Source organism: Bradyrhizobium sp. CCBAU 45389 (genome assembly GCF_028128625.1).
Classification (GTDB): Bacteria; Pseudomonadota; Alphaproteobacteria; order Rhizobiales; family Xanthobacteraceae; genus Bradyrhizobium; species Bradyrhizobium liaoningense_B.
Genome location: NZ_LBIY01000097.1, coordinates 62,120 through 83,645 on the forward strand (window position 1 = coordinate 62,120; position 21,526 = coordinate 83,645).

Annotated in this window: 22 protein-coding genes; 13 read left to right on the plus strand and 9 right to left on the minus strand. The window is 64.5% G+C overall.

The window, feature by feature from the left end; translation table 11 throughout:
• Positions 1–3: 3 nt before the first annotated feature.
• Together XH79_RS33100 and cynS are read left to right on the plus strand one after the other, a co-directional pair.
• The gene (locus XH79_RS33100; RefSeq protein ID WP_271584399.1) at positions 4–927 is read left to right on the plus strand and encodes an ABC transporter ATP-binding protein; all 924 of its coding nucleotides are present in this window, start codon (positions 4–6) and stop codon (positions 925–927) included.
• Positions 928–942: 15 nt separating this feature from the next.
• Positions 943–1,431, plus strand: a complete 489-nt coding sequence (cynS, locus tag XH79_RS33105) for a cyanase (RefSeq protein ID WP_271584400.1) — start codon at positions 943–945, stop codon at positions 1,429–1,431.
• Here the strand turns inward: cynS and XH79_RS33110 are convergent.
• On the minus strand, positions 1,418–2,245 hold the full coding sequence (locus tag XH79_RS33110; protein ID WP_271584401.1) for an isocitrate lyase/PEP mutase family protein: 828 nt from the start codon (positions 2,243–2,245) through the stop codon (positions 1,418–1,420). The two genes, cynS and XH79_RS33110, sit on opposite strands and share 14 nt — an antisense overlap.
• Positions 2,246–2,357: 112 nt before the next feature.
• Between XH79_RS33110 and XH79_RS33115 the strand changes: the two genes are divergently transcribed.
• On the plus strand, positions 2,358–3,332 hold the full coding sequence (locus XH79_RS33115; protein ID WP_271584402.1) for a LysR family transcriptional regulator: 975 nt from the start codon (positions 2,358–2,360) through the stop codon (positions 3,330–3,332).
• Positions 3,333–3,349: 17 nt separating this feature from the next.
• On the opposite strand, the gene XH79_RS33120 is transcribed toward XH79_RS33115, so the two are convergent.
• Positions 3,350–3,673, minus strand: a complete 324-nt coding sequence (locus XH79_RS33120) for a DUF1476 domain-containing protein (protein WP_271584403.1) — start codon at positions 3,671–3,673, stop codon at positions 3,350–3,352.
• Between the two features lie 331 nt (positions 3,674–4,004).
• Between XH79_RS33120 and purC the strand changes: the two genes are divergently transcribed.
• The gene (gene purC, locus XH79_RS33125) at positions 4,005–4,772 is read left to right on the plus strand and encodes a phosphoribosylaminoimidazolesuccinocarboxamide synthase (RefSeq protein ID WP_172782948.1); all 768 of its coding nucleotides are present in this window, start codon (positions 4,005–4,007) and stop codon (positions 4,770–4,772) included.
• Between the two features lie 13 nt (positions 4,773–4,785).
• Positions 4,786–5,025, plus strand: a complete 240-nt coding sequence (gene purS, locus XH79_RS33130) for a phosphoribosylformylglycinamidine synthase subunit PurS (RefSeq protein ID WP_014494125.1) — start codon at positions 4,786–4,788, stop codon at positions 5,023–5,025.
• Positions 5,026–5,208: 183 nt separating this feature from the next.
• Here the strand turns inward: purS and XH79_RS33135 are convergent, their stop codons facing one another.
• A complete protein-coding gene (locus XH79_RS33135; RefSeq protein ID WP_271584404.1) occupies positions 5,209–6,225 on the minus strand; it encodes a magnesium and cobalt transport protein CorA in 1,017 nt (338 codons plus the stop codon).
• Positions 6,226–6,391: 166 nt separating this feature from the next.
• On the opposite strand from XH79_RS33135, the gene purQ reads away from it, so the two are divergent.
• From purQ to XH79_RS33150, 3 genes are all read left to right on the plus strand, one after another.
• Positions 6,392–7,093, plus strand: coding sequence for a phosphoribosylformylglycinamidine synthase subunit PurQ (gene purQ / locus XH79_RS33140; protein ID WP_271584405.1), 702 nt, complete (start codon positions 6,392–6,394; stop codon positions 7,091–7,093).
• Complete coding sequence (locus XH79_RS33145; RefSeq protein ID WP_271584406.1) at positions 7,090–8,079, plus strand: tripartite tricarboxylate transporter substrate binding protein BugD; 990 nt, start codon at positions 7,090–7,092, stop codon at positions 8,077–8,079. Before purQ ends, XH79_RS33145 begins: the two co-directional genes overlap by 4 nt.
• A 182-nt stretch (positions 8,080–8,261) precedes the next feature.
• Positions 8,262–8,999 carry a tetratricopeptide repeat protein gene (locus tag XH79_RS33150; RefSeq protein WP_271584407.1) on the plus strand — a complete coding sequence of 246 codons (738 nt, stop codon included), beginning with the start codon at positions 8,262–8,264 and terminating at the stop codon, positions 8,997–8,999.
• A gap of 35 nt (positions 9,000–9,034) precedes the next feature.
• Here XH79_RS33150 and XH79_RS33155 read toward each other — a convergent pair whose 3' ends face one another.
• Positions 9,035–10,915, minus strand: a complete 1,881-nt coding sequence (locus XH79_RS33155) for a TRAP transporter large permease (protein WP_442869989.1) — start codon at positions 10,913–10,915, stop codon at positions 9,035–9,037.
• Positions 10,912–11,934 (minus strand): TRAP transporter substrate-binding protein, encoded by a 1,023-nt coding sequence (locus XH79_RS33160; protein WP_271584408.1) that lies wholly within the window; start codon positions 11,932–11,934, stop codon positions 10,912–10,914. Before XH79_RS33160 ends, XH79_RS33155 begins: the two co-directional genes overlap by 4 nt.
• A 282-nt stretch (positions 11,935–12,216) precedes the next feature.
• Here XH79_RS33160 and XH79_RS33165 point away from each other — a divergent pair, with 282 nt between their 5' ends.
• Both XH79_RS33165 and XH79_RS33170 read left to right on the plus strand, forming a co-directional pair.
• Positions 12,217–13,122, plus strand: coding sequence for a LysR substrate-binding domain-containing protein (locus XH79_RS33165; RefSeq protein WP_271584409.1), 906 nt, complete (start codon positions 12,217–12,219; stop codon positions 13,120–13,122).
• 140 nt (positions 13,123–13,262) lie between these two features.
• Positions 13,263–14,618 carry an NAD(P)H-dependent oxidoreductase gene (locus XH79_RS33170; protein WP_271584410.1) on the plus strand — a complete coding sequence of 452 codons (1,356 nt, stop codon included), beginning with the start codon at positions 13,263–13,265 and terminating at the stop codon, positions 14,616–14,618.
• Between the two features lie 132 nt (positions 14,619–14,750).
• On the opposite strand, the gene XH79_RS33175 is transcribed toward XH79_RS33170, so the two are convergent.
• Complete coding sequence (locus XH79_RS33175; RefSeq protein ID WP_271584411.1) at positions 14,751–15,716, minus strand: DMT family transporter; 966 nt, start codon at positions 15,714–15,716, stop codon at positions 14,751–14,753.
• Between XH79_RS33175 and XH79_RS33180 the strand changes: the two genes are divergently transcribed.
• Positions 15,652–15,807, plus strand: a complete 156-nt coding sequence (locus XH79_RS33180) for a hypothetical protein (RefSeq protein ID WP_212343311.1) — start codon at positions 15,652–15,654, stop codon at positions 15,805–15,807. The two genes, XH79_RS33175 and XH79_RS33180, sit on opposite strands and share 65 nt — an antisense overlap.
• On the opposite strand, the gene XH79_RS33185 is transcribed toward XH79_RS33180, so the two are convergent.
• Positions 15,792–16,271: a PaaI family thioesterase gene (locus XH79_RS33185; RefSeq protein WP_271584412.1), complete on the minus strand. Its 480-nt coding sequence runs from the start codon at positions 16,269–16,271 to the stop codon at positions 15,792–15,794. The two genes, XH79_RS33180 and XH79_RS33185, sit on opposite strands and share 16 nt — an antisense overlap.
• A 183-nt stretch (positions 16,272–16,454) precedes the next feature.
• On the opposite strand from XH79_RS33185, the gene purL reads away from it, so the two are divergent.
• Positions 16,455–18,665 carry a phosphoribosylformylglycinamidine synthase subunit PurL gene (gene purL, locus XH79_RS33190; RefSeq protein ID WP_271584413.1) on the plus strand — a complete coding sequence of 737 codons (2,211 nt, stop codon included), beginning with the start codon at positions 16,455–16,457 and terminating at the stop codon, positions 18,663–18,665.
• 134 nt (positions 18,666–18,799) lie between these two features.
• Here purL and XH79_RS33195 read toward each other — a convergent pair whose 3' ends face one another.
• A complete protein-coding gene (locus XH79_RS33195; protein WP_271584414.1) occupies positions 18,800–19,990 on the minus strand; it encodes an acyltransferase family protein in 1,191 nt (396 codons plus the stop codon).
• Between the two features lie 174 nt (positions 19,991–20,164).
• Here XH79_RS33195 and XH79_RS33200 point away from each other — a divergent pair, with 174 nt between their 5' ends.
• Entirely contained in the window at positions 20,165–20,338 is a 174-nt protein-coding gene (locus XH79_RS33200) for a DUF1328 domain-containing protein (protein WP_018647430.1), read from the plus strand.
• Between the two features lie 43 nt (positions 20,339–20,381).
• Here XH79_RS33200 and XH79_RS33205 read toward each other — a convergent pair whose 3' ends face one another.
• Positions 20,382–21,485, minus strand: coding sequence for an alpha/beta fold hydrolase (locus XH79_RS33205; RefSeq protein WP_271584415.1), 1,104 nt, complete (start codon positions 21,483–21,485; stop codon positions 20,382–20,384).
• Positions 21,486–21,526: the final 41 nt, after the last annotated feature.

Below are 21,526 nucleotides of genomic sequence, written 5' to 3' on the forward strand. Positions count from 1 at the left end.
GCTGTGACCGACAAGTTCATCTCCATCGAAGGCATCGCCAAGCGCTATCCCGGCGCCGGCGGCGCGACGACGACCGTGTTCGAGAACCTCTGGCTCTCCATGGCGCGCGGCGAGTTTTGTTGCGTGATCGGCCATTCCGGCTGCGGCAAGACCACGGTGCTGAACATCCTCGCCGGCCTCGATGCGCCGAGCGAGGGCGCCGTCATCGTTGACGGGCAGGCGATCTCCGGCACCAGCCTCGACCGCGCCGTGATCTTCCAGAGCCATGCGCTCTTGCCCTGGCGCACCGTGCTCGGCAACGTCGCCTATGCCGTGAGCTCGAAATGGCGCAGCTGGGACCGCGCCAAGGTGAAGGCGCACGCGCAGACATTCATCGATCTCGTCGGGCTCACCGGCTCCGAGCACAAGCGACCGTCGGAACTGTCCGGCGGCATGAAGCAGCGTGTCGGCATCGCGCGGGCGCTGTCGATCACGCCGAAGATGATGCTGATGGACGAGCCGTTCTCGGCGCTGGACGCGCTGACGCGCGGCACGCTCCAGGACGAGGTGCGGCGCATTTGCCTGGAGACCGGGCAGACCGCGTTCATGATCACCCACGACGTCGACGAGGCGATCTACCTCGCCGACAAGATTTTCCTGATGACCAACGGTCCCGGCGCCGTGCTGGCCGAGGTCGTCGAGAATCCGTTGCCGAGGGATCGCGGCCGCACCGATTTGCACCGCCATCCGCTCTACTACGCGCTGCGCAATCACATCATCGATTTCCTTGTGACGCGCAGCAAGACCTTCACGGCCGAAAAGCCCGATCACGATCCGCGCAACGTGCCCGTCATACATATCGGCAAGCCCGGCCTCTCGATCGCATCAAATGGCGAAGAGCCACGACAGACCTGGATGCCGGGGACCAGTCCCGGATTGAGTGCTTAACAAGGAGACGCCAACATGAAACGCGAAGACCTCACCGAAAAACTGCTCGACATCAAGCGCGAGAAGGGCTGGAGCTGGAAACACATCTGCGAGAAGATCGGCGGCTATTCCGAGGTGCTGATCGTCGGCGCGATCATGGGCCAGATGAAGCTGACGAAGCCGCAGGCCGCGAACGCCGGCGAGCTGTTCGGCCTCTCCAAGGCCGAGACCGCCATGCTCAACGAGGTGCCGATGCGCGGCACCGGCACGCCGATGCCGCCGACCGATCCCCTGATCTACCGCTTCTACGAGATGGTGATGGTGAACGGTCCGGCCTGGAAGGCGCTGATCGAGGAAGAATTCGGCGACGGCATCATGTCGGCGATCGACTTCGACATGGGCATCGAGCGCGTCGCCAATCCGAAGGGCGACCGCGTCAAGATAACGATGTCGGGCAAATTCCTGCCGTACAAATATTACGGCGCCAGCGGCAACGTGCCGGAATACGGCATTAGGGAGGGCTGACCGACGCGAAGGCGTCGCGCAGTTCCTTGATCGGTGCCATCTCGCGAACAAAGGTGAAGGAGCCGTTCTCCTTCATCTCGCGCGCGCTCTTCAGGAACGCGGCCAGCGCATAGCGCGACATGGCACCGCCGACGCTGATGCGCTTGACGCCGGCCGCCGACAATTGCGCGAGCGTCAGCGTCGGATCGGCAAAACCCATCACGAGGTTGAACGGCTTTCCGACCGAGCCGACGACCGTCTTGATCGTGGCAAGGTCGTAAACTCCAGGTGCGTAGAGGACATCCGCGCCCGCGGCCTCGAACGCCTGAAGCCGCCGGATGGTGTCGTCGAGATCGTTGCGGCCGTGCAGGAGGTTTTCCGCGCGCGCCGTCAGCGTGAACGGAATCGATAGCGAGCGCGCCGTCTCGACGGCCGCCTGCACGCGCTCGACCGCGAGCGAGAAGTCGTAGATCGGCTGCTCGCGGTCTCCGGTGAAGTCCTCGATCGAGCCGCCGACCGCACCGGCCTCGGCGGTGCGCCGGATCGCTTCCGCCGCGCGCCTCGGATCGTGCGCGCCGCAGTTTTCCAGATCGACGCTGACCGGAAGATCGGTGGCCTGCGCGATCACGCGGCAATTCTCGAGGATTGCATCGAGACTAACGGTCGAGCTTCCGTGCATGTTGGCAAGGCCGAGGCTCGTGGTAGCAAGCGCCTCGAAGCCGGCGGCGGCGAGCAGTCTTGCGGTGCCGGCATCCCAGGGGTTGGGAATGATGAACGCGCCGGGCCGCTCGTGCAGGGCGCGAAACGCTTTCGCTTTGTCCAGTTGGCTCGTCATGGTTCGTCTCCGCTTGACCTTGTCTGCGGGGCAAGCATTAGGAGTATTCTCACCATCCGCCAAATTTGTTATTTCTCTCAGTACCATCAGTTTTTTGCATGAGGTGTCCGCCATGGACAGCGATGCCCTCAACACCTTCCTGACCGTTCATCGCAGGGGCGGGGTCTCGAACGCCGCGAAATTCCTGCATCGCTCGCAGCCGGCGATTTCGCGCCGTATTGCGCTGCTGGAGCAGGAGCTCGGCGTGCCCCTGTTCGAGAGGATCGCGGGCCGCACGCGGCTCAGCGATGCCGGACGCGTGCTGATCCCCTATGCCGAGCGCGCCGTCGCGGCGGCGCAGGACGCCGAACAGGCGATACGCGCGCTGACCAAGCAGAATTCGGGGCCGGTTTCGCTGGCCGTGACCGGCACGCTCGCCGACAGCCGGCTGTCGGGCATCATGAAGCGATTTGCCGCGGAAAATCCCGCCGTCGCGCTCGCCTTGCGCACCGCGACCAGCGCGGAGGTCAGCGATCTCATCCGGCGCGGCGAGGCTACGATCGGCCTGCGTTACAACCCCGATCGCGCCGCCGATCTCGCCTGCGAGCTGGTGCTGAGCGAGGCGTTGCAGGTGGTCTGCGCATCCGATCATCCGCTTGCCGGCAAACGCGTGAAGCGGCTTGCCGAGCTTCGTGGGGAACGCTGGATCGCGTTCCCGGAAACGCGCGGCCGCCGCGAGATCGCAGCGGCTCACGTGTTCGCGCTGTTCCTGACGCAAGGCCTCGGGGACGTGGAGTGGACGGCGGTGGACAGCCTCACCGCGCAGAAGCGGCTCGTGGAGGCGGGCTTTGGCCTTGCACTACTGGCGCAGAGCCACGTAGCGGAGGAGCTGCATGCGGGAGCGATCTCGACGATCACCGTCGGTGATCTCGCCGCGGACCAGCATATCGTGCTGGTGACGCGTCGCGGCGGCTTCCTGAGCGCGGCCGCTCAGCGCCTGCTGGAAACCATCCGCCGCGACTACGCCAGGCGCGATGTTCCGACCAGCCGGGACGCCCGAAAGAGACCGCCGGCGCGCAAGGTCATTGCGCGCAGGCGTCGGACCTGAACGTATTATTTCACGGATTATTTCCCGGTCTTCACCTCGGCGGCCGCGACCGCGAGCAACTCGCTCATCTTCGTGCGAATCGCCTGTTCGGTAACGGCGACGTTCCTGGCGGCGAAATCGGCCATGACCTTGCGCAGGACGTCAGCATCGCCGGCCTCCTCGAAGTCGGCCGCGACGACCTCCTTGGCGTAGGCGGTGGCGGCGTCGCCCGATATGCCGAGCTTTTCGGCCGCCCACAGCCCGAGCAGCCGGTTGCGGCGGGCCTCCGCCTTGAATTTCTGCTCCTCGTCGAGGGCAAATTTCTTCTCGAAGCCTTCCTGGCGCTTGTTGATTTCGCTCATGCGTCTTCCAATTCCCTGCTGACTGGACCCGGCGACCCTCGTTGCGGGGGCCCCGGCGCATGCCTAGATAAGGAGCACGAATCGGCAAAACAACGAGCCGTTAAGCCGCAGGCAAGACGGTATAAGTTGGTGCCGGACGGCCGGATCGATTGTGCTCGGACAGCCAATCGGATAGGTTGCCTGCAGGCTTGGTTCCCGTTCTGTTTCCATGGTGTTTCCTTGGGTTATGGATGGGTTCCGGGCTGTTCACGGCAGCTCCGCTGTGGGTCGTAATCCTAGTCAACCGGAGCACACCAAATTCATGGATTTCAACAAAACACGGTACATCCCCATGAGCCGTCGGCGTCGCATTTATGAAGGCAAGGCAAAGGTTCTCTACGAAGGCCCGGAGCCCGGCACCCTGATCCAGCACTTCAAGGACGACGCCACCGCGTTCAATGCGAAAAAGCATCAGGTGATCGAGGGCAAGGGTGTCCTCAACAACCGGATCTCGGAGTACCTGTTTCAGCACCTCAACGACATCGGGGTGCCGACCCATTTCATCCGCCGCCTCAACATGCGCGAGCAGTTGATTCGCGAGGTCGAGATCGTGCCGCTGGAGGTGGTGGTGCGGAACGTTGCCGCCGGCTCGCTGTCGCAGCGCCTCGGCATCGAGGAGGGCACGCAGCTGCCGCGCTCGATCATCGAATTCTATTACAAGAACGACCAGCTCAACGACCCCATGGTGTCGGAAGAGCACATCACGGCCTTCGGCTGGGCCACGCCCCAGGAGATCGACGACATCATGGCGCTCGCCATCCGCGTCAACGATTTCCTCACCGGCCTCTTCCTCGGCATCGGCATCCGCCTCGTCGATTTCAAGATGGAGTGCGGCCGCCTGTTCGAGAACGAGATGATGCGGATCATCGTCGCCGACGAGATATCGCCGGATAGCTGCCGTCTGTGGGACATCAAGTCGAACGAGAAGCTCGACAAGGACCGCTTCCGCCGCGACCTCGGTGGCCTGCTCGAGGCCTATACGGAAGTCGCAAAGCGCCTCGGCATCCTCATGGAGAACGAGCGTCCGCAGGGCACGGGCCCGGTGTTGGTGAAGAGCTGAAGAGGATTTTGACGTGAAGGCACGTGTTACCGTTACCCTGAAGACGGGTATCCTCGATCCGCAGGGCAAGGCCATCGAAGGCGCGCTGAAGTCGCTCGGCGTCGACGGCGTCGCCAGCGTCCGCCAGGGCAAGGTGTTCGACATCGAGCTCGCCGGCGCCGACAAGGCCAAGGCGGAAGCCGCGCTGAAGGAAGCCGCCGACAAGCTGCTGGCGAACACCGTGATCGAGAATTATCGGGTCGAGATCGTTTAAGCCCGGTTTGCAAACCCTCATGGTGAGGAGGCGCGCAAGCGCCGTCTCGAACCATGCAGGCCCGGCTCTCGCACCTCGGCCTTCATCCTTCGAGACGCGCGCGAAGGGCGCGCTCCTCAGGATGAGGAGCGAGACCGGTTGTGGCGCTCCATCCGGGCTACGAAGCTGTTGAATGCTTTCGCCTCACAGCCATCCCACCCGCCGGAAGCGCCAATAGAGCGCGCCGCAGGCCGCCAGCATCACGCCGAGCAGCATGTAGTAGCCGTACTCCCACTCCAGCTCCGGCATGTGCTTGAAGTTCATGCCGTAGATGCCGGCGAGCGCGGTCGGGATGGCGATGATCGCGAGCCACGAGGCGAGTTTCTTTGAGACCGCCGTCTCCTGCGCCTGACCGACCAGCAGACTCGCCTCGAAGGCGAAGGCCAGCACCTCGCGCATGGAATCGATGCGCTCCTGGATGTTCCTGACGTGGTCGGTAACGTCGCGGAACAGGGGCTGCATCGTCGCGCGCACCATCGACAGCTCGTCGTGCTCGAGCCGGCGGCAGACCTCCACCAGCGGTCCGATCGCGTTGCGGAGCCGTAACAGGTCACGGCGCAGCATGTAGAGCCTCTCGATCTGCGCCCTGGTGATCGCGTGGGCGAGCACGTCGTCCTCGATGCCCTCGACCTCTTCGTGAATGCTCTCCAGCACGGGCGAGTAATTGTCGACGATGAAATCGAGGATCGCATAGAGGATGTAGTCCTCGCCGCGGGCGAGCGCCCGCGGGCAGCTTTCGCAGCGTTCGCGCACCGGGGTGTAGGACGTCGAGGCGCCGTGGCGCACCGAGACCAGATAGCCGTCGCCGACGAAGATGTGGGTCTCGCCGAAGGCGATCCGGCCCTCGACCAGTTGCGCGGTGCGCGCCACGATGAACAGGGCCTCGCCATATTGCTCGATCTTGGGCCGCTGATGGGCGTGGTTGGCGTCCTCGATCGCGAGCTCGTGCAGGTCGAACTGCTTCTGCACCGCGCCGAGCAGCGCCATGTCGGGCTCGTGCAGGCCGATCCAGACCACGTGGCCGGGCTTGGCCCGCCAGCTCGAGGCCTCGCTGATGGCGATATTGGCGACGCGCCTGCCGTCGACATAGGCGCCGGCGGCGACGACGCCCTCGGCGGACACCGGCTCGGAGGGGGATGCGGGCAGCGACGGGACGTTCATGGCTTCAATCCCGGGCAAAATCGTCAGCGAAAGTGCCGTGGCTATGGCCTGTGTACAAGGCCGCCCGGCGAGGCTAGCACTGGTAAATTCCCCGTCAAATGGCTATGTCTCCTGACGAATTGGCCCTTTGGCCAGCCCGATTCCCAGCACCGTCGGAACCTCTGCCATGAAAGCCGCCATCCTCGTCTTTCCCGGAATCAACCGTGAGCGCGACATGGCGCGCGCATTGAGGCTGATCTCCGGCAGCGAGGCGGCGATGGTCTGGCACGCCGAGACCTCGCTGCCGTCAGGCACCGATCTCGTGGTCGTGCCCGGCGGCTTCTCCTATGGCGATTACCTGCGCTGCGGCGCAATCGCCGCGCGTGCGCCGGTGATGGATGCGGTGCGCGACTACGCGGCCAAGGGCGGCCTCGTGCTCGGCGTCTGCAACGGCTTTCAGATCCTCTGCGAATCCGGCCTCCTGCCGGGCGTGTTGATGCGCAATGCGCGGCTGAAATTCATCTGCCGCGACGTGCATCTGCGCGTCGAGCGCTCCGATACCCCGTTCACGCGCGGTTACAATGCCGGCCAGGTGATCCGCGTGCCGGTCGCCCATGGCGAGGGCAATTACGAGGCGGACGAAGAAACCATCAAGCGTCTCGAAGGCGAGGGGCGGGTGCTCTATCGCTACTGCTCCGCCGACGGCGTGGTCGACGAGGCGGCCAACATCAACGGCGCGGCGCATTCGATCGCCGGCATCGTCAACGACAAGGGCAACGTGCTCGGCATGATGCCGCATCCCGAGAACCACGTCGAAGACATCATGGGCTGCACCGACGGCCGCGGCCTGTTCGCCGGCCTCGCCCAGCATCTGGACAAGGCCGCGTGATCCCGTTCGTGGTGAAGCGTGCTCTCGCCGCGGTCGCGGCGCTGGCATTCGCAACATTTTCGCTCGCAACTTGCGCATTCGCGCAGGACTATCCCAAGCGTCCGATCACCATGATCGTGCCGTTCGCGGCCGGCGGCACCTCGGACGTGATCGCGCGCACCGTCGCCGAGCAGATGGGCATCGCGCTCGGCCAGACCATCGTGATCGAGAACGTTGCGGGCGCCGGCGGCTCGACCGCGCTGGCGCGCGCCTCCCGCGCCGAGCCCGATGGCTACACCATTGCGATCGGCAATGCCGGCACCAATGCGGCGACCTACACGATCTATCCAAAGCTGCCGTTTACGCCGGAGTCCTTCGTGCCGATCGCGATGGTGGCGAAGACGTTCGGCATCATCGCGCTGCGCAAGGACTTTCCGGCCAAGGATCTGAAAGAGTTCATCGCCTATGCCAAGGCCAATCCGGGCAAGATCAATCTCGGCCATGCCGGCGTCGGCTCGTCAAACTATCTGATCTGCAAGAGCTTCGTCACCGCCGCCGGGATCGATGCGACGCTGGTCGGCTATCGCGGTGCAGCCCCCGCGCTCACCGATGCGGTCGGCAGCCAGATCGACGGCGTCTGCGATGCCGCGGCCTCGGTCTCGCAGTCGATCAACGAGAAGCTGGTGAAGGGGCTCGTGGTCGGCTCGACCGTGCGGCTTGCGACGCTGCCGGAGCTGCCGACATCGGCTGAAGCCGGCCTGCCGGAGTTCGAGGCGCAGGGCTGGAACGGCCTGTTCGCACCGAAGGGCACGCCGCCGGCCGTGATCGCCAAGCTGAACGCAGCGGCGCGCACCGCGGTCGAGACCGACGCGGTGAAGAAGCGTTTTGCCGACCTCTCGACCGTCGCCCCTGACGACAACGAGCATACACCGGAGCTGCTGCAGCAGCTGGTGACGCGCGACGTCGAGAAGTACCGGAAGATGCTGGCGGACGACGCCAAGCAGTAAGCGCTTTTGGCTGCGATCCCGTGAACCTGTCTTGGGTTCGAAACGACTGACTCCTCGTCGCCCTCTCGGCGCGCGCGTCCTGTGCTGCGGATTTCTGCGAAGACTGGCAACTCCAGGTTGTTCAACCGCGCCGGTTGCGATATCAGGAAGCGTGCGCTGTCGTTGTGCCCCGTGGATGTCACATGCCCGTTGCCCTGGTCGTTCTGCTGCTCGATCTTACGCTGATCTACCACGCCTCGCGGACCGGGCGGCTGCGGCCCTGGGCCTTCATCATCCTGCTGGTGCCGATGATGGGCGCGCTCGCCTATATCGCGGTCGAGCTCATTCCCGAATGGTTTTCCAGCCCCGGTGCCCGGCAGGCGCGCCAACGGGTCGCCAACCGCCTCGATCCGGAGAAACGCTATCGCGAGCTGTCGGACCGGCTGGCTGACGCCGACACCATCGCCAACCGCGCGGCGCTGGCGGAAGAGTGCGCAAGTATCGGCCGGTTCGGCGAAGCGGAAGCGCACTATGATCACATCCTGAAGCTGCCGATGGGCCACGATCCCGCCTATGCGTTTCGCAAGGCGCAGGCCGAGTTTGCCGCCAAGCGTCCGGCCGACGCGCTGGCGACGCTGGACGATCTCCAGAAGCAATGGCCCGACTTCGATTCCGCCGATGCGCATCTGCTCTATGCCCGCGCGCTCGCCGAGGTCGGCCGGCTCGACGAGGCCCTGGAGGAATATCACGCTCTCGCCGGCTATTTCCCCGGCGCCGAAGCGCGGGTGCGCTACGGCATGCTGCTGCAGATGGTCGGCCGTACCGCGGAAGCGCGCATGGTCTTCAACGAGCTCCTGATCCAGATGCGCCGCGCGCCAAAATATCTGCGCAAGGCGCAGGCCGAATGGCTGTCGATCGCGGAGAAGCAGCTTTCGACCTGAAGGGGGCCAGGCGGAATGGCGTCAGCTTGGAAGCCTCACAGAAACACCAGCGATATCCAGGGCACGAAGGTGATCAGCAGCAGGCCCAGGAACAGCCAGGCGAGATAGATCCAGATCCTGCGCATGCCGGCATCCGGCGACACGCCGCCGATGCTGCAGGCGGCATAGTAGCAGAGGCCGAAGGGCGGGGCGAACAGGCCGAGCCCCATGGCGAGGATCACCACCATCGCGTAGTGCACCTCGTTGATACCGAACGTTGCGGCCACCGGGAACAGCAGCGGGCCGAACAGCACGATGGCCGGGATGCCCTCCAGCACGCTGCCGAGCACGATGAAGGCGACCACCGAGATCAGCAGGAAGCCGTAAGCCCCGCCGGGCACTCCGGCCATGCGCGCCGCCAGATCATGCGAGAAGCCGGATTGCGCCAGCGCCCAGGCCATCGCGCTCGCAGCCCCCACGATGAACAGGATCGAGCCGGACAGCGAGGCGGTCTGCACTAGCATCGGCAGCACGTTCTTCCAGGCGAGGCTGCCGCGATAGATGATCAGGCCGAGCACGAGGCAATAGGCGATGCCGATGGTCGAGACTTCGGTCGCGGTCGCAAAGCCCTCGACCACCGCGCTGCGGATCAGGAACGGCAAGGCCAGGGCCGGAAGCGCGGCCCAGAACGTCCTTGCCACCACCGACATCGGCGCACGCGCGACCTTGAGCGCTGCGTTCTCCTCGGTGCCCGCCCGGTAGCGCGCGACGAAGGCAAGCACGATGGCCAGCACGATTCCCGGCAGGATGCCGGCGGTGAACAGCGCCGCGATCGACACGCCGGTGACGGAGGCGATCGCGATCAGCACGATCGACGGTGGAATGGTCTCGCTCATCGCGCCTGAGGCCGCCAGCAGCGACACCAGCTCGCCATCCTTCATGCCGCGCTTGCGCATCTCGGGAAACAGCACCGGTGCGATCGCCGCCATGTCGGCGGTCTTGGAGCCGGAGATGCCCGAAACCAGCAGCATCGCGCCCAGCATCACATAGGACAGCCCGCCCCTGATATGGCCGAGCATGGAGGCGAGGAACGCGACCATGACGCGCGCCATGCCGGTTTGCTCGACCAGCTGTCCGAGCAACACGAACAGCGGCACCGCGAGCAGGATCAGCGAGCTCATGCCCTCGTCGATCCGCCCGACCACGACCAGCAGCGGCGTGCGGGTCGTGGTCAGCAGGAAGGCGACAGTCGCCAGACAAAATGAAAATGCGATCGGCACGCCCGCCATCACGGCGCAGCCGAGCAGGCCGACGAAAAAGATCAGCAGGTTCCAGTTGCCGAGCGATTTCAGCGAGGGACCTGCGAGATAGAGCACGCCGGCAACCGCCGCAAACAGCACAGCCACGGCAAGCAGGTCCTTCGCCGACCGCTTGACGAGGGTGAGGCAGATACTGGCGAGCGCGATGATGCAGCCGACCGGGATAGCCGCGGCGCGAACCATGCCGGACCAGCCGAGCGCCGGCGTCTCCACGAAGGCCTGGTCCTCCACATAATCCAGCGCCGGATGCAGGATGATCGCGAGGAACAGCGCGACCCCGCCGGCCGCGAGCGTCGAGGCCAAGGCCTCGGCCCGCGGCGACAGATACGACGTGAAGAAGGTCAGGCGCATATGCGCCGAGCGCTGCACGGCGATCGCGCTGCCGAGCATCGCCAGCCACAGGAACAGGATCGAGGCGAGCTCGTCCGACCAGATGATCGGCCGGTGGAACACGCCGCGTGCGATGATGCCGGCGAACAGGATGATCACCTCGGCGACTACCGCGATTGCCGCCGGAATCTCCACCAGCCAGCGCAGCGCCTTCTCCAGCCAGCGTCCGCGCAACGCCTGCGTTTCGCCGAGCGTCACCGCATCGGGCATGCCGACGACCGCGCTCATGCCAGTGCTCCGGCCGCGGCCTCCAGAATCTTCCAATTGTCCTCGCCGAACTTGCCGCGCCATTCCTTGTAGAAGCCGGCGGCCGACAGCTCCTTGCGGAAGGCTTCCTTGTCCGAGGCCTCGAAGGTGATGCCCTTGGCGGTCAGCTGGTCCTTCAGCGTCAGATTGAGCTTTGCGGTATCGGCGCGCTGCTCAATGGCGGCCTGGTCGAATTCTTTGCGGACCAGCGCCTGCAAATCGTCGGGCAGCGCCTTCACCGAGCGACGGTTGCCGAGAATGAAGAACGGGTCCCAGATATGGTTGGTCTCGGAGATGTATTTCTGCACCTCGTAGATCTTGCCGGCCTCGATGGTGACGAGGCCGTTCTCCTGGCCGTCGACGAGATGGGTCTGCAGCGCCGTGTACAATTCGTTGAAGTTGATCGAGGTCGGGTTGGCGCCGAGCGACTTGAACAGCGAGGTGAAGATCGGCGACACCGGCACGCGGATGCGGTAGCCGGCGAGATCGGCCGGCGTCTTGATCGGTCTTGTGAATGACGAGATCTGCCGGAACGTGTTGTCGGCGGGCTTGGCCATCACCAGCGCGCCGGTCTTCTCGATCTGCGTCGCGATCAGCTTGCCGAGGTCGCCGTCCATCGCATTCCAGACTTGGCTGTAGTCGGAGAAGGCGAAGCCGACATTGGCGATGCCGGCGACCGGGGCCACCGTCGACAGCACGGAGCCGGCGATGTTGAGGAAATCGACGCCGCCGCTGCGGATCTGGGTCAACAGATCGGTGTCCGAGCCGAGCTGCGAGGCCGGAAAGAACTTGATCTCCAGCCGGCCGCCGCTCGCTTCCTTGATCCGCTTCACGGCCTGATCGAGGCGTGTGTTGATCGGCTGCGTCAGCGACTGGCCGGTGGCGAGCTTGTACTCGAACTCCGCCGCCTGGGCCGGCCGCGCGCGGATCGCGACCAGTGGAACGGCGGCCGCCGCCACCATGAAGTTGCGGCGTGAAATCCTGTGGCTCTTGCCCGACATCGCTCGTCCTCCCCTGATGATCCCGTGCCGCGCCTTCTTCGGCGCACGTGCTCGTTGCCGCGCGCAGGCTTTGCTGCGCCGGTGTCGTCAAAATCGCTTGTCTGGTGAAAGGGCGTAAGCCTTGCGTTCCTTCCCCCGGGCGGACCGGCGCTTTGCGCCGTCTGTTTCCTCGTCGGCACCCGTCTGTCGCGGATGGCCTTGAGCCTGAAGCCTAGATCGCTGGTCATGCACGACAATTGAATTATATTCGCCGTCACTTTAGCTGGCCTAAAAGGTTTCCCGATGCAGATACCGTTCCGCGCCATCATCGTTTTCCACGCGGTGGCGCGCGCAGGCAGCATTTCCCGTGCAGCGGATGAATTGCGGGTGACGCCGTCGGCCGTCAGCCAGCAGATCCAGGCGCTGGAGCTGCATCTCGGCACGTCGCTGACCTCGCGGGTCGGGCGCAACATCACGTTGACCGAGGCCGGCGAGCGTTATTTCGAGATGATCAGCCGCGAGATCGAGCACGTCACCGATGTGACGCGGCATGTCCGCGGTATCCGCTCGGCCACCACATTGACGGTGCGCGCGGCACCGAGCGTATCGAGCAAATGGCTGCTGCCGCGGCTTGCGAGCTTCGTCGATGCCAATCCGGACATCGAATTGCGGCTCGACGGCACCAATGAGCCGACCGATTTCCGCAAAGAGAATGTCGATCTGGAGATCCGCCACGGCGAAGGCGGCTGGCCCGGCCTGTTCGTCGAGAGCCTCGGCAGGGAGCGATTCTTTCCGCTGTGCGCGCCCTCGTCCTTTGCGGCGGGCAGCCTCGCAGCCCAGGATCTGCTCGAGCACCGGCTGATCCATTCGGTGAAATCGCAGATGCAATGGCCGCGCTGGTTCACCGAGGCCGGCATAGAGCCCGCGGAGCGCTGGAAGCGCGTGCTGTTCGACCGCAGCCACATGGCGATCGACGCCGCCGTCGACGGCCTCGGCATCGGGCTGGAAAGCGAGCTGCTGGCCTGGCGCGAACTCCGCGACGGCCGCCTGGTTTGCCCCGTGAAGAACCCGCCGGAGGTCGCGCTGACCACGCAGTGGATCGTCTGCCCGCACGGCCATCTGCGCCACCGCAAGACCCGCACCTTCCTCGACTGGCTGCGCGGGGAACGCGACGCCTGGAGCGCGCAGCAGGCTGTGTCGATTGTTTAGCGCGCCTACATCGTCGCGGCAGATAATCTGAATTGCCCTCGGATTCGCCGCTGCCTAACGTTTCCGTACAAGGCGAGCGCGGCCGGACGTCACGGCTGCAACAACGCCGTCACCCGAGGAAACATTTCAAGGAAATCCAGATGAATCTCCATCGCATGCTGCTGGAGCGCAAGGCGGCCGGCAAGCCTGTCACCATTGGCCTGATCGGAGCCGGTAAATTCGGCCTGATGTTCCTGTCGCAAGTGCGCCAGACCGACGGCATGCATCTGGTCGGCGTTGCCGACCTGAATACCGCCCGCGCCCGCGCGCAGCTCAAGCTCGGTTGCTGGCCGGAAGAGCAATACGCGGCAACCTCCATCGACGACGCGCTCAAGCATGGCCGCACCGTCGTAACCGACAATGCCGACGCGCTGATCACCCATCCCGCCATCGAGGTCATCATCGAGGCGACCGGCGATCCCGGCGCCGGCATCCGCTTCGCGATGAAGGCGATCGAGAACGGCAAGCACATCGTGATGGTCAATGTCGAAGCGGATGCGGTTGCGGGTCCGATCCTGGCGCGCAAGGCGAAGCAGGCCGGGGTCGTTTATTCGCTCGCCTGGGGCGACCAGCCGGCGCTGATTGCCGATCACGTCGACTGGGCGCGCGCGGCCGGCTTCAAGGTCGTCGCCGCCGGCAAGGGCACCCGCTACCACCCGACCTATCACCAGTCGACGCCGGATACGGTCTGGGACATCCTCGACAAATACATGAAGATCAAGGATCGCAACTCGATCAATCCGAAGATGTTCAACTCCTTCGTTGACGGCACCAAATCGGGCATCGAGATGACGGCGGTGTGCAATGCGACCGGCCTGCATGCGCAGAGCGAGGGCCTGTCGTTTCCGCCGGCGACGCGGTTCGAGCACGCCGAGATCTGCAAGCCGAAATCCGACGGCGGCATGCTGGAGAAGTCGGGCGTCACGGAGGTCACGTCCTCGGTCTATCGTGACGGCACCGACGTCCCGCAGAGCCTCGTGATGGGGACCTATGTCGTGTTCGAGACCGACAGCGCCTATTCCGAGGAATGTTTCCGCGAATACAGCATGCTGCCGGACAAGACCGGCAAATATGCCTCGCTGTACCGGCCGATCCATATGATCGGGCTCGAGCTCGGTATTTCCGTCGCCTCCGCGGCGCTGCGCAGGGAGCCGACCGGCGCGCCGATCGTGTTCAACTCCGACGTGGTCGCGACCGCCAAGCGCAAGCTGAAGGCCGGCGAGATGCTCGACGGCGAGGGCGGCTTCTGCGTCTGGGGCAAGCAAACCCCGGCCGATGCTTCACTGAAGCAGGGCTACCTGCCGCTCGGCCTCGCCCATCAAGTCAAGCTCAAGACCGATATCGAGCCAGGTCAGCGCCTGAGATGGGAGGACGTGGAGTACGATCCCAACAATCTCGCCGTGCGGGTGCGCCGCGAGATGGAAGCAGCCTTCCGGCAGCCAAACATGGCTGCTTGATCGGCGCACGCTAAAGCGCGATGAGATTTGGATGAATCGTCATCGCGCTTTAGGTTGTTGTTTAAGCATGATCTTTCCGGAAAACTGCTTCGCACTTTGCGCCAACGCGGCCCTCCGGGTCCGGATCATGCTTTAGCGCAGCTTCAGTCGTTCGGCCGGCACCGTCATCGCGGCGACGCCGGCCATGACCAGCAGCAGCCCCAGCGCCAGGTTCGACGGCACACTCTCGCCGAGCAGCAGCACCGACAGGCCGACGCCGATCGGGATGCGTAGATAGCCTTGCGCGTTGGTGGTCAGCGTGCCGAGCCGGCCGAGGCAGACATAGAACAGCATCAGGCCCAATGCGCTGGAGACGATGCCCATGACGATGGTGGCGACGATCGCCGTCGGTGTCGGATGCAAGGTCCAGGGCTGGTCGATGATCAGCGAAGGCGGCAACAGCACTAGGCCGCCGAACAGCAGCGAGCCGGCTGCCACCACCATCGGGTCATACTCGGACAGCCTGAGGCCGAAGATGGTCGCGCAGGCAAAGGAGATGGTGGCGAGCAGGATCGCGATCTCCGCCACGATCTCGCTCCCGAAGCCGCGCAGCGCGTCGAGGCCGACGATGGCGACGGTGCCGGCGAGGCCCAGGATCGCGCCGGCGAGCTTCAGCAGCGTCGCCGGCTCGTGCCGCGTGATCAGCGAGGTGATCAGGAAGGCGAAGATCGGCGTGGTCGAGGCCAGCACCACCGTGTTCGAGGCCGGCACATATTGCTGCGACCAGGTGATGATCAGGAACGGGAAGGTGGAGTTGATCAACTGCTGGGTCGCGAACAGCTTCCAGGCTTTTGCGTCGGTGGGAATTTTGGTGCCGCGCATCCACAGGATCGCGAACAGGAAGGCAGCGGCGATCAGCGAGCGCGCCGAGATGAAGGTGACGGGCGGGATCGTGTCCAGCGCGAGTTTTGCGAGCGGATAGGTCGAGCTCCAGCAGCAGGCCAGCGCGAACAGCAGCGCGTAGTCGCGCCAGTTGCGGGCGCCGGTGGCGGCCATGGACGGCAACGGCATTGATGCGGAAGCCGCTGCGCGACCCCTCGGCGACGTGCTCTGCGGCACCTTGTTTCTGCTCCCCGGCGCGAACGCGCTCAGCCCAAGTCTGGGCGAGGGGGCGGCAAAAGGGAAGGCGCCGAGCTATGCGTTTGGCTGAGGGAGCGACTTCCACTTCGCCCGCTTGATCGTCCCGGAGAAGGTGAACAGAAGGCGCTCGCCGGCGGTCATCTGCCCGCGCAGGAAGATCAGCGACTTGCCGGCGCGGGTGACCTCGCCGGTGCACTCGATCAGTTCGCCCTCATGTCCCGCATCGAGGAATTCGCAGGCGAAATTGACGGTTACGCCTTTGCCGTTCAGCGCGTGGCGGCCGATCGCGAACAGGCTGTAATCGGCGAAGGCCATGAAGCAGCCGCCATGGACGTTCCCGGAGCCGTTCAGGTGCTTCTTTTCGACCCGGAAGGCGCAACGGACGCTGCCGTCCGCCTCCAGGCGGTGCCAGAAGGGGCCGATATGGTTCTCAAAGCTGTCGCGAATCCAGGTCTGCCAGCCCGCAAATTCCCCCTCGGTCGCGACATGCAGCTCGGGGCGGGGCGAAGCGGCCATTTTGGTCAATTCGTGCAAGGAAATGGGCCTTCAATTACGAGTGTTTTGCCCTTAAATCCGATCCGTCCGCGCCGTGCAATTCCCGTTCCCGCCGACCCCGCCTGCAAAACGTGGGACAGCGGGAAAATGGGCCATAAAGGGCTTTTCCAAGGCCCCCGATGTTCCTAAGAACGGCCAAACGCCGCCGAAAGCCCCGAATCCATGAAGAATGAACCCAAGATTACCCCCGAACTGGTTGCCGCCCACGGGCTCAAGCCCGACGAATATGAGCGCATCCTGAAGCTGATCGGGCGGGAGCCGACCTTCACCGAGCTCGGCATCTTCTCGGCGATGTGGAACGAGCATTGCTCGTACAAGTCCTCGCGCATCCATCTGCGCGGCCTGCCGACCAAGGCCCCCTGGGTGATCCAGGGGCCCGGCGAGAATGCCGGCGTGATCGACATCGGCGACGGCCAGGCCGTGGTCTTCAAGATGGAGAGCCACAACCACCCGAGCTACATCGAGCCCTACCAGGGCGCGACCACGGGCGTCGGCGGCATCTTGCGCGACGTCTTCACCATGGGCGCGCGCCCGATCGCCTGCCTGAACGCGCTGAGCTTCGGTGCGCCCGAGCATGCCAAGACGCGGCATCTCGTCTCCGGCGTCGTCGCCGGCGTCGGTGGCTACGGCAATTCCTTCGGCGTGCCGACGGTCGGCGGCCAGGTGCGCTTCCACACCCGCTATGACGGCAACATCCTCGTCAACGCGATGGCCGTCGGCCTCGCCGATGCCGACAAGATCTTCTATGCGGCCGCCTCCGGCGTGAACATGCCGATCGTCTATTTGGGCTCCAAGACCGGGCGCGACGGCATCCATGGCGCCTCGATGGCCTCGGCCGAGTTCGACGACAAGTCCGAGGAGAAGCGACCGACCGTGCAGGTCGGCGATCCCTTCGCCGAGAAGCTGCTGCTGGAAGCCTGCCTCGAGATCATGGAGAAGGGCTGCGTCATCGCGATCCAGGACATGGGCGCGGCGGGCCTGACCTGCTCGGCTGTCGAGATGGGCGCCAAGGGCGATCTCGGGGTCGACCTCGATCTCGACGCGGTGCCGACCCGCGAGACCGGCATGAGCGCCTATGAGATGATGCTCTCGGAGAGCCAGGAGCGCATGCTCATGGTGCTCAAGCCCGAGAAGGAAAAGGAAGCCGAGGAGATCTTCACGAAGTGGGGGCTCGATTTTGCGATTGTCGGCTACACCACGCCGAGCAAGCGCTTCGTGGTCAAGCATGGCGGCGACGTCATGGCCGATTTGCCGATCAAGGAGCTCGGCGACGAGGCGCCGGTCTATGACCGCCCGCATGTCCCGTCTGCCGCGCTGCCGGTCGTGCACGCGCGCGACGTGGTCGCGCCGATGGGTCTCGGTGCCGCGCTGGAGAAGCTGATCGGCACGCCCGACATGTGCAGCAAGCGCTGGGTGTGGGAGCAGTACGATCACGTCATCCTCGGCAACACCATGCAGCGTCCCGGCGGCGATGCCGCCGTGGTGCGCGTACAGGACGGGCCGAAGGGCCTCGCGCTCACCGTCGACGTCACGCCGCGCTATTGCGAGGCGGATCCTTATCAAGGCGGTATGCAGGCCGTCGCCGAAGCCTGGCGCAACATCACCGCGGTCGGCGGCAAGCCGCTCGCGATCACCGACAATCTCAATTTCGGCAACCCCGAGCGTCCCGAGATCATGGGCCAGTTCGTCGGCTGCCTGAAGGGCATCTCGGAAGCCTGCCGCACGCTGGACTTCCCGGTCGTCTCCGGCAACGTCTCGCTCTACAACGAGACCAACGGCCGCGCGATCCTGCCGACGCCCTCGATCGGCGGTGTCGGCCTGCTCGACGATTTCACCAAGTCCGCGTCACTGGCTTTCAAGGCCGAGGGCGAGGCGATCCTCTTGATCGGCGAGACCCATGGCTGGCTCGGCCAGTCCGTCTATCTGCGCGACATCTGTGGTCGCGAGGAGGGCGCACCGCCGCCGGTTGATCTCGCTGCCGAGAAGCGCAACGGCGACTGCGTGCGCGGCATGATCCATGCGGGCACCGCGACCGCAGTGCATGACCTCTCCGACGGGGGCCTGCTGATCGCGCTCGCCGAGATGGCGATGGCCGGCGGCATCGGTGCAAAGCTGCTGGCGGCGCCGACGTCGCTTGTCTCGCAGGCTTATTGGTTCGGTGAGGACCAGGCGCGCTATCTCGTCACCGTGCCGGAAACCGAAGCCGGCCGCGTGCTCGCCAAGATGCGCGGCTGCGAGGTGCCCTGCGTGCGCATCGGCACCACCGGCGGCGATGCCATTGCGATCGCCGGCGAGGCGCCTGTTACGATCGACACGCTGCGCAAGTCGTTCGAGCGCTGGCTGCCGGAGTATATGGGCGGCAAGGCGGCGTAAGGCGCCGCCGCGAACTCAGTGCCGTAGCCCGGATGAGCGAAGCGTCATCCGGGACCACTGTTGCTTGAAGCACGACCCCGGATATCGCTTCGCTCATCCGGGCTACGGACCTCGCCGTGACGAGAGGCCGTGCCTCACAACACGCGTGTCGCGCCCGGGATCTGCCGCAGCGCTCGCGTCAGCGCCCAGCTCGCCGCGACTGTCAGTACAAACCCGATCGTGGCCTTGACGATCGCCGGCAGGTCATAGTCGAACAGCCAGTATTGCAGCCACAGTGCGATCGGATAGTGCACCAGGAACATGCCGTACGCGTCGCTCTGCATTGGATCGAGCAGCTTGGCTGAACCTGATTGCTTGAACCGCTGGAAAAAGGCCAGGATCAGAAACATGATGGCGACGCTGAAGACAGCGAAGCAGATGGCATAGAGCCCCTCATACCAGTTCGGCAACGGCGAGGGATTTCCCAGTATTTCGCGCTTGATGAAGATCAGCACCCACAACAGGCAATACGGGACGATCGCCAGGACCATCCAGTCCCAGCTGACCTTCGCCATCCGGCCGTCTGCCGCGAGCAATCCGCGATCCATATTCGCAACGCCGATGCCGGCGCCGAAAAAGAAGTAGCTCGCATAGAGCATCACGCGCCCATGCTGCACCGAGAACGGCCCGAACTCGAACCAGTTGCTTGGTCCATAACGCATCAGCCCGGGAACATAGAACGCTGCCGTGACGGCGAGCATGACCGCGAAGAACGCCTCGGGCCGGCGGCGGCCGTACAGCGAGAGGCGATTGATCGGATCGAGCAGATTGGGCGACAGCCGGTGCAGGAGGCAGGCAATCAGGTCGAAGGCGAACAAGACCCAGAGAAACCAGATCGGCCCGCTCGGCCACGGGCCCTTCGTGATCATATTCCAATAGTATTCCGAAAAGCCGATCTCGGGATGGTGCCGCAGTGAGATGGCGTAATAGGCGAGCGGAATGATCGTGAAGGCGCAGATCACGAATGGCAGCGCGAGCCGAAGCAGACGATCCTGCAAATAGTTCAGCGGTCCCTTCCGGGCGATACCAGACCAAGCGAACAGTCCCGACAGGAAAAAGAACATCGCCATGAAGAAACTGTCGGTGGCGAGCACGATCATGTCGAAGCCGAAGAAGTACTTCGGATCGGTATGACCGAAATAAGTATAGGGGATCACCGCGTGATGCAGCAGCACTACCAGGGTGAGGAAGGTGCGGGCGCGATCAATCGCCAAATTGCGCACCTTGCTCTTCGGCGCGGCATGCACCTCTGCGCCGATCGTCGCTGACTGTGACATCGTCATCATGGCCGCCCCGGTCGCTCCTGTCCGGCCAGACTGTGCCGCCGGGAACTCGATTCAGCAAGGGAAGTTTGGGCCACGCCACCCGTGGGCACCGTCAGGAACCAGTTCCGCGGAACGAGGTTAGCATCTGCGAAAAGTCGAGGACCGCAACGGGCGGCACCAATTTCGGAGCTGGTGATGACGATCCTGAAATGGGCACTGATCTTCTTGCTGGTCTCGATCGTCGCCGGCGTGTTCGGCTTCACCGGCATCTCGGCCGCCTCAGCCGATGTCGCCCGCTTCCTGTTCTACGTCTTCGTCGTGATCTTCCTGGCGCTGCTGATATTGGGGCTGACCATCTTCAGGGCGTAGCGGGGAAGCCGCTCGACCGGGCCGGCTCGTAAGGCGCAGGTCCTCAATTACGAGCGAACGCCCTTACGCGAGCAAGCAACTCCGCCAGAAACTCATCGGGACGGTTGAACGGGAGAAAATGATCGCCGCCGCGAATCCAGACAAATTCCTTATGCGGGGCGATGATCTGACTGAAATATTGCTCGGCAGGACCGCCGGGCGTCACGCCATCCGCATCGCCCTCGATGAAGAACATGGGGATTGAGAATTCGAGCCCCATTGAGGCCGTGTCGTGCTGGACCATCGGACCATCCGGTCCGGTCAGATATTTGGTGGAGAAGGCGACGCCCTTGCGCCAATTGTACCAATCGAGCAGCGAGAAATCCGGCATGAAGCGGGGCGGGATCTGGCCAGCAAGCTGGATGCGATCGACGGGAAGGGCCAGCGCGCGGCTCCACTTTTCGGCGATCAGGCGGTTCTCCTCGCTCATGATCGGCCGCGCAGCGATCGGTGCCAACTCCGCCAGCGCCTCGTTGTTGCCGGTCGACGCCGCCAGCGCTTGCAGGCGCGCAATCTTGAGCTCGAAAGCCTTCTCGAAGGTCGTCCTGCCAACAACCTGGCCTGTGCCGACATAGGCCGAGAACAGATCGGGGCGTTGCTTCGCCATGTGAATGCCCAGGAACGAGCCCCAGGAGTGTCCGACCAGGACAATCCTGTCCTTGTGCAAATGCGCCCGCAGATATTCGGCCAGCTCGACGCCGTCCTGCGTCATTCGCTCCAAGGTCATAGTTGGAGCGAGCGTATCTTCCCCAGCCGCACCATAAGTGCGGCTGGTACCGCGCTGGTCCCATTGCACAACAGTGAAATGCTTTTCCCAGGAGCGCCAGCCCGACGAGACGGGCAAGGTAGTGCCTCCGGGCCCGCCATGGACGAACAGAAGAACCGGGTTATCCCGATCCTCGCCGCGGATTTCAATCCATTGCCTGATGCCGCCGATATCGACGAACCGTCCCTCCTGCACCCCGTTGGGAGAGCGGATGGCGAGAGTTTCCGCAGCAAGATGCTGGCGATAGGCGCGAAACCCGAGCCCGGCAGCGGTCACCGCAATGGCGACGCCGGCTGCCCCGAGCAACGAGATTGCAATCAGTCTTCCGGCCTTGCGCGGCATTGATAGCAGCATCGACTGAGAGGGAGTGATCCATGATCTCC

Bases quoted from the DNA above. Each gene is read 5' to 3' on its own strand.
- XH79_RS33160 (WP_271584408.1), bottom strand. From the start codon at position 11,934: ATGTCGGGCAAGAGCCACAGGATTTCACGCCGCAACTTCATGGTGGCG.
- purC (WP_172782948.1), top strand. From the start codon at position 4,005: ATGAGCCGTCGGCGTCGCATTTATGAAGGCAAGGCAAAGGTTCTCTAC.
- XH79_RS33165 (WP_271584409.1), top strand. From the start codon at position 12,217: ATGCAGATACCGTTCCGCGCCATCATCGTTTTCCACGCGGTGGCGCGC.
- XH79_RS33170 (WP_271584410.1), top strand. From the start codon at position 13,263: ATGAATCTCCATCGCATGCTGCTGGAGCGCAAGGCGGCCGGCAAGCCT.
- purL (WP_271584413.1), top strand. From the start codon at position 16,455: ATGAAGAATGAACCCAAGATTACCCCCGAACTGGTTGCCGCCCACGGG.
- XH79_RS33150 (WP_271584407.1), top strand. From the start codon at position 8,262: ATGCCCGTTGCCCTGGTCGTTCTGCTGCTCGATCTTACGCTGATCTAC.
- XH79_RS33115 (WP_271584402.1), top strand. From the start codon at position 2,358: ATGGACAGCGATGCCCTCAACACCTTCCTGACCGTTCATCGCAGGGGC.
- XH79_RS33205 (WP_271584415.1), bottom strand. From the start codon at position 21,485: ATGCCGCGCAAGGCCGGAAGACTGATTGCAATCTCGTTGCTCGGGGCA.
- cynS (WP_271584400.1), top strand. From the start codon at position 943: ATGAAACGCGAAGACCTCACCGAAAAACTGCTCGACATCAAGCGCGAG.
- XH79_RS33135 (WP_271584404.1), bottom strand. From the start codon at position 6,225: ATGAACGTCCCGTCGCTGCCCGCATCCCCCTCCGAGCCGGTGTCCGCC.
- XH79_RS33180 (WP_212343311.1), top strand. From the start codon at position 15,652: ATGGACGGCAACGGCATTGATGCGGAAGCCGCTGCGCGACCCCTCGGC.
- XH79_RS33120 (WP_271584403.1), bottom strand. From the start codon at position 3,673: ATGAGCGAAATCAACAAGCGCCAGGAAGGCTTCGAGAAGAAATTTGCC.
- XH79_RS33195 (WP_271584414.1), bottom strand. From the start codon at position 19,990: ATGATGACGATGTCACAGTCAGCGACGATCGGCGCAGAGGTGCATGCC.
- purQ (WP_271584405.1), top strand. From the start codon at position 6,392: ATGAAAGCCGCCATCCTCGTCTTTCCCGGAATCAACCGTGAGCGCGAC.
- XH79_RS33200 (WP_018647430.1), top strand. From the start codon at position 20,165: ATGACGATCCTGAAATGGGCACTGATCTTCTTGCTGGTCTCGATCGTC.
- XH79_RS33155 (WP_442869989.1), bottom strand. From the start codon at position 10,915: ATGAGCGCGGTCGTCGGCATGCCCGATGCGGTGACGCTCGGCGAAACG.
- XH79_RS33110 (WP_271584401.1), bottom strand. From the start codon at position 2,245: ATGACGAGCCAACTGGACAAAGCGAAAGCGTTTCGCGCCCTGCACGAG.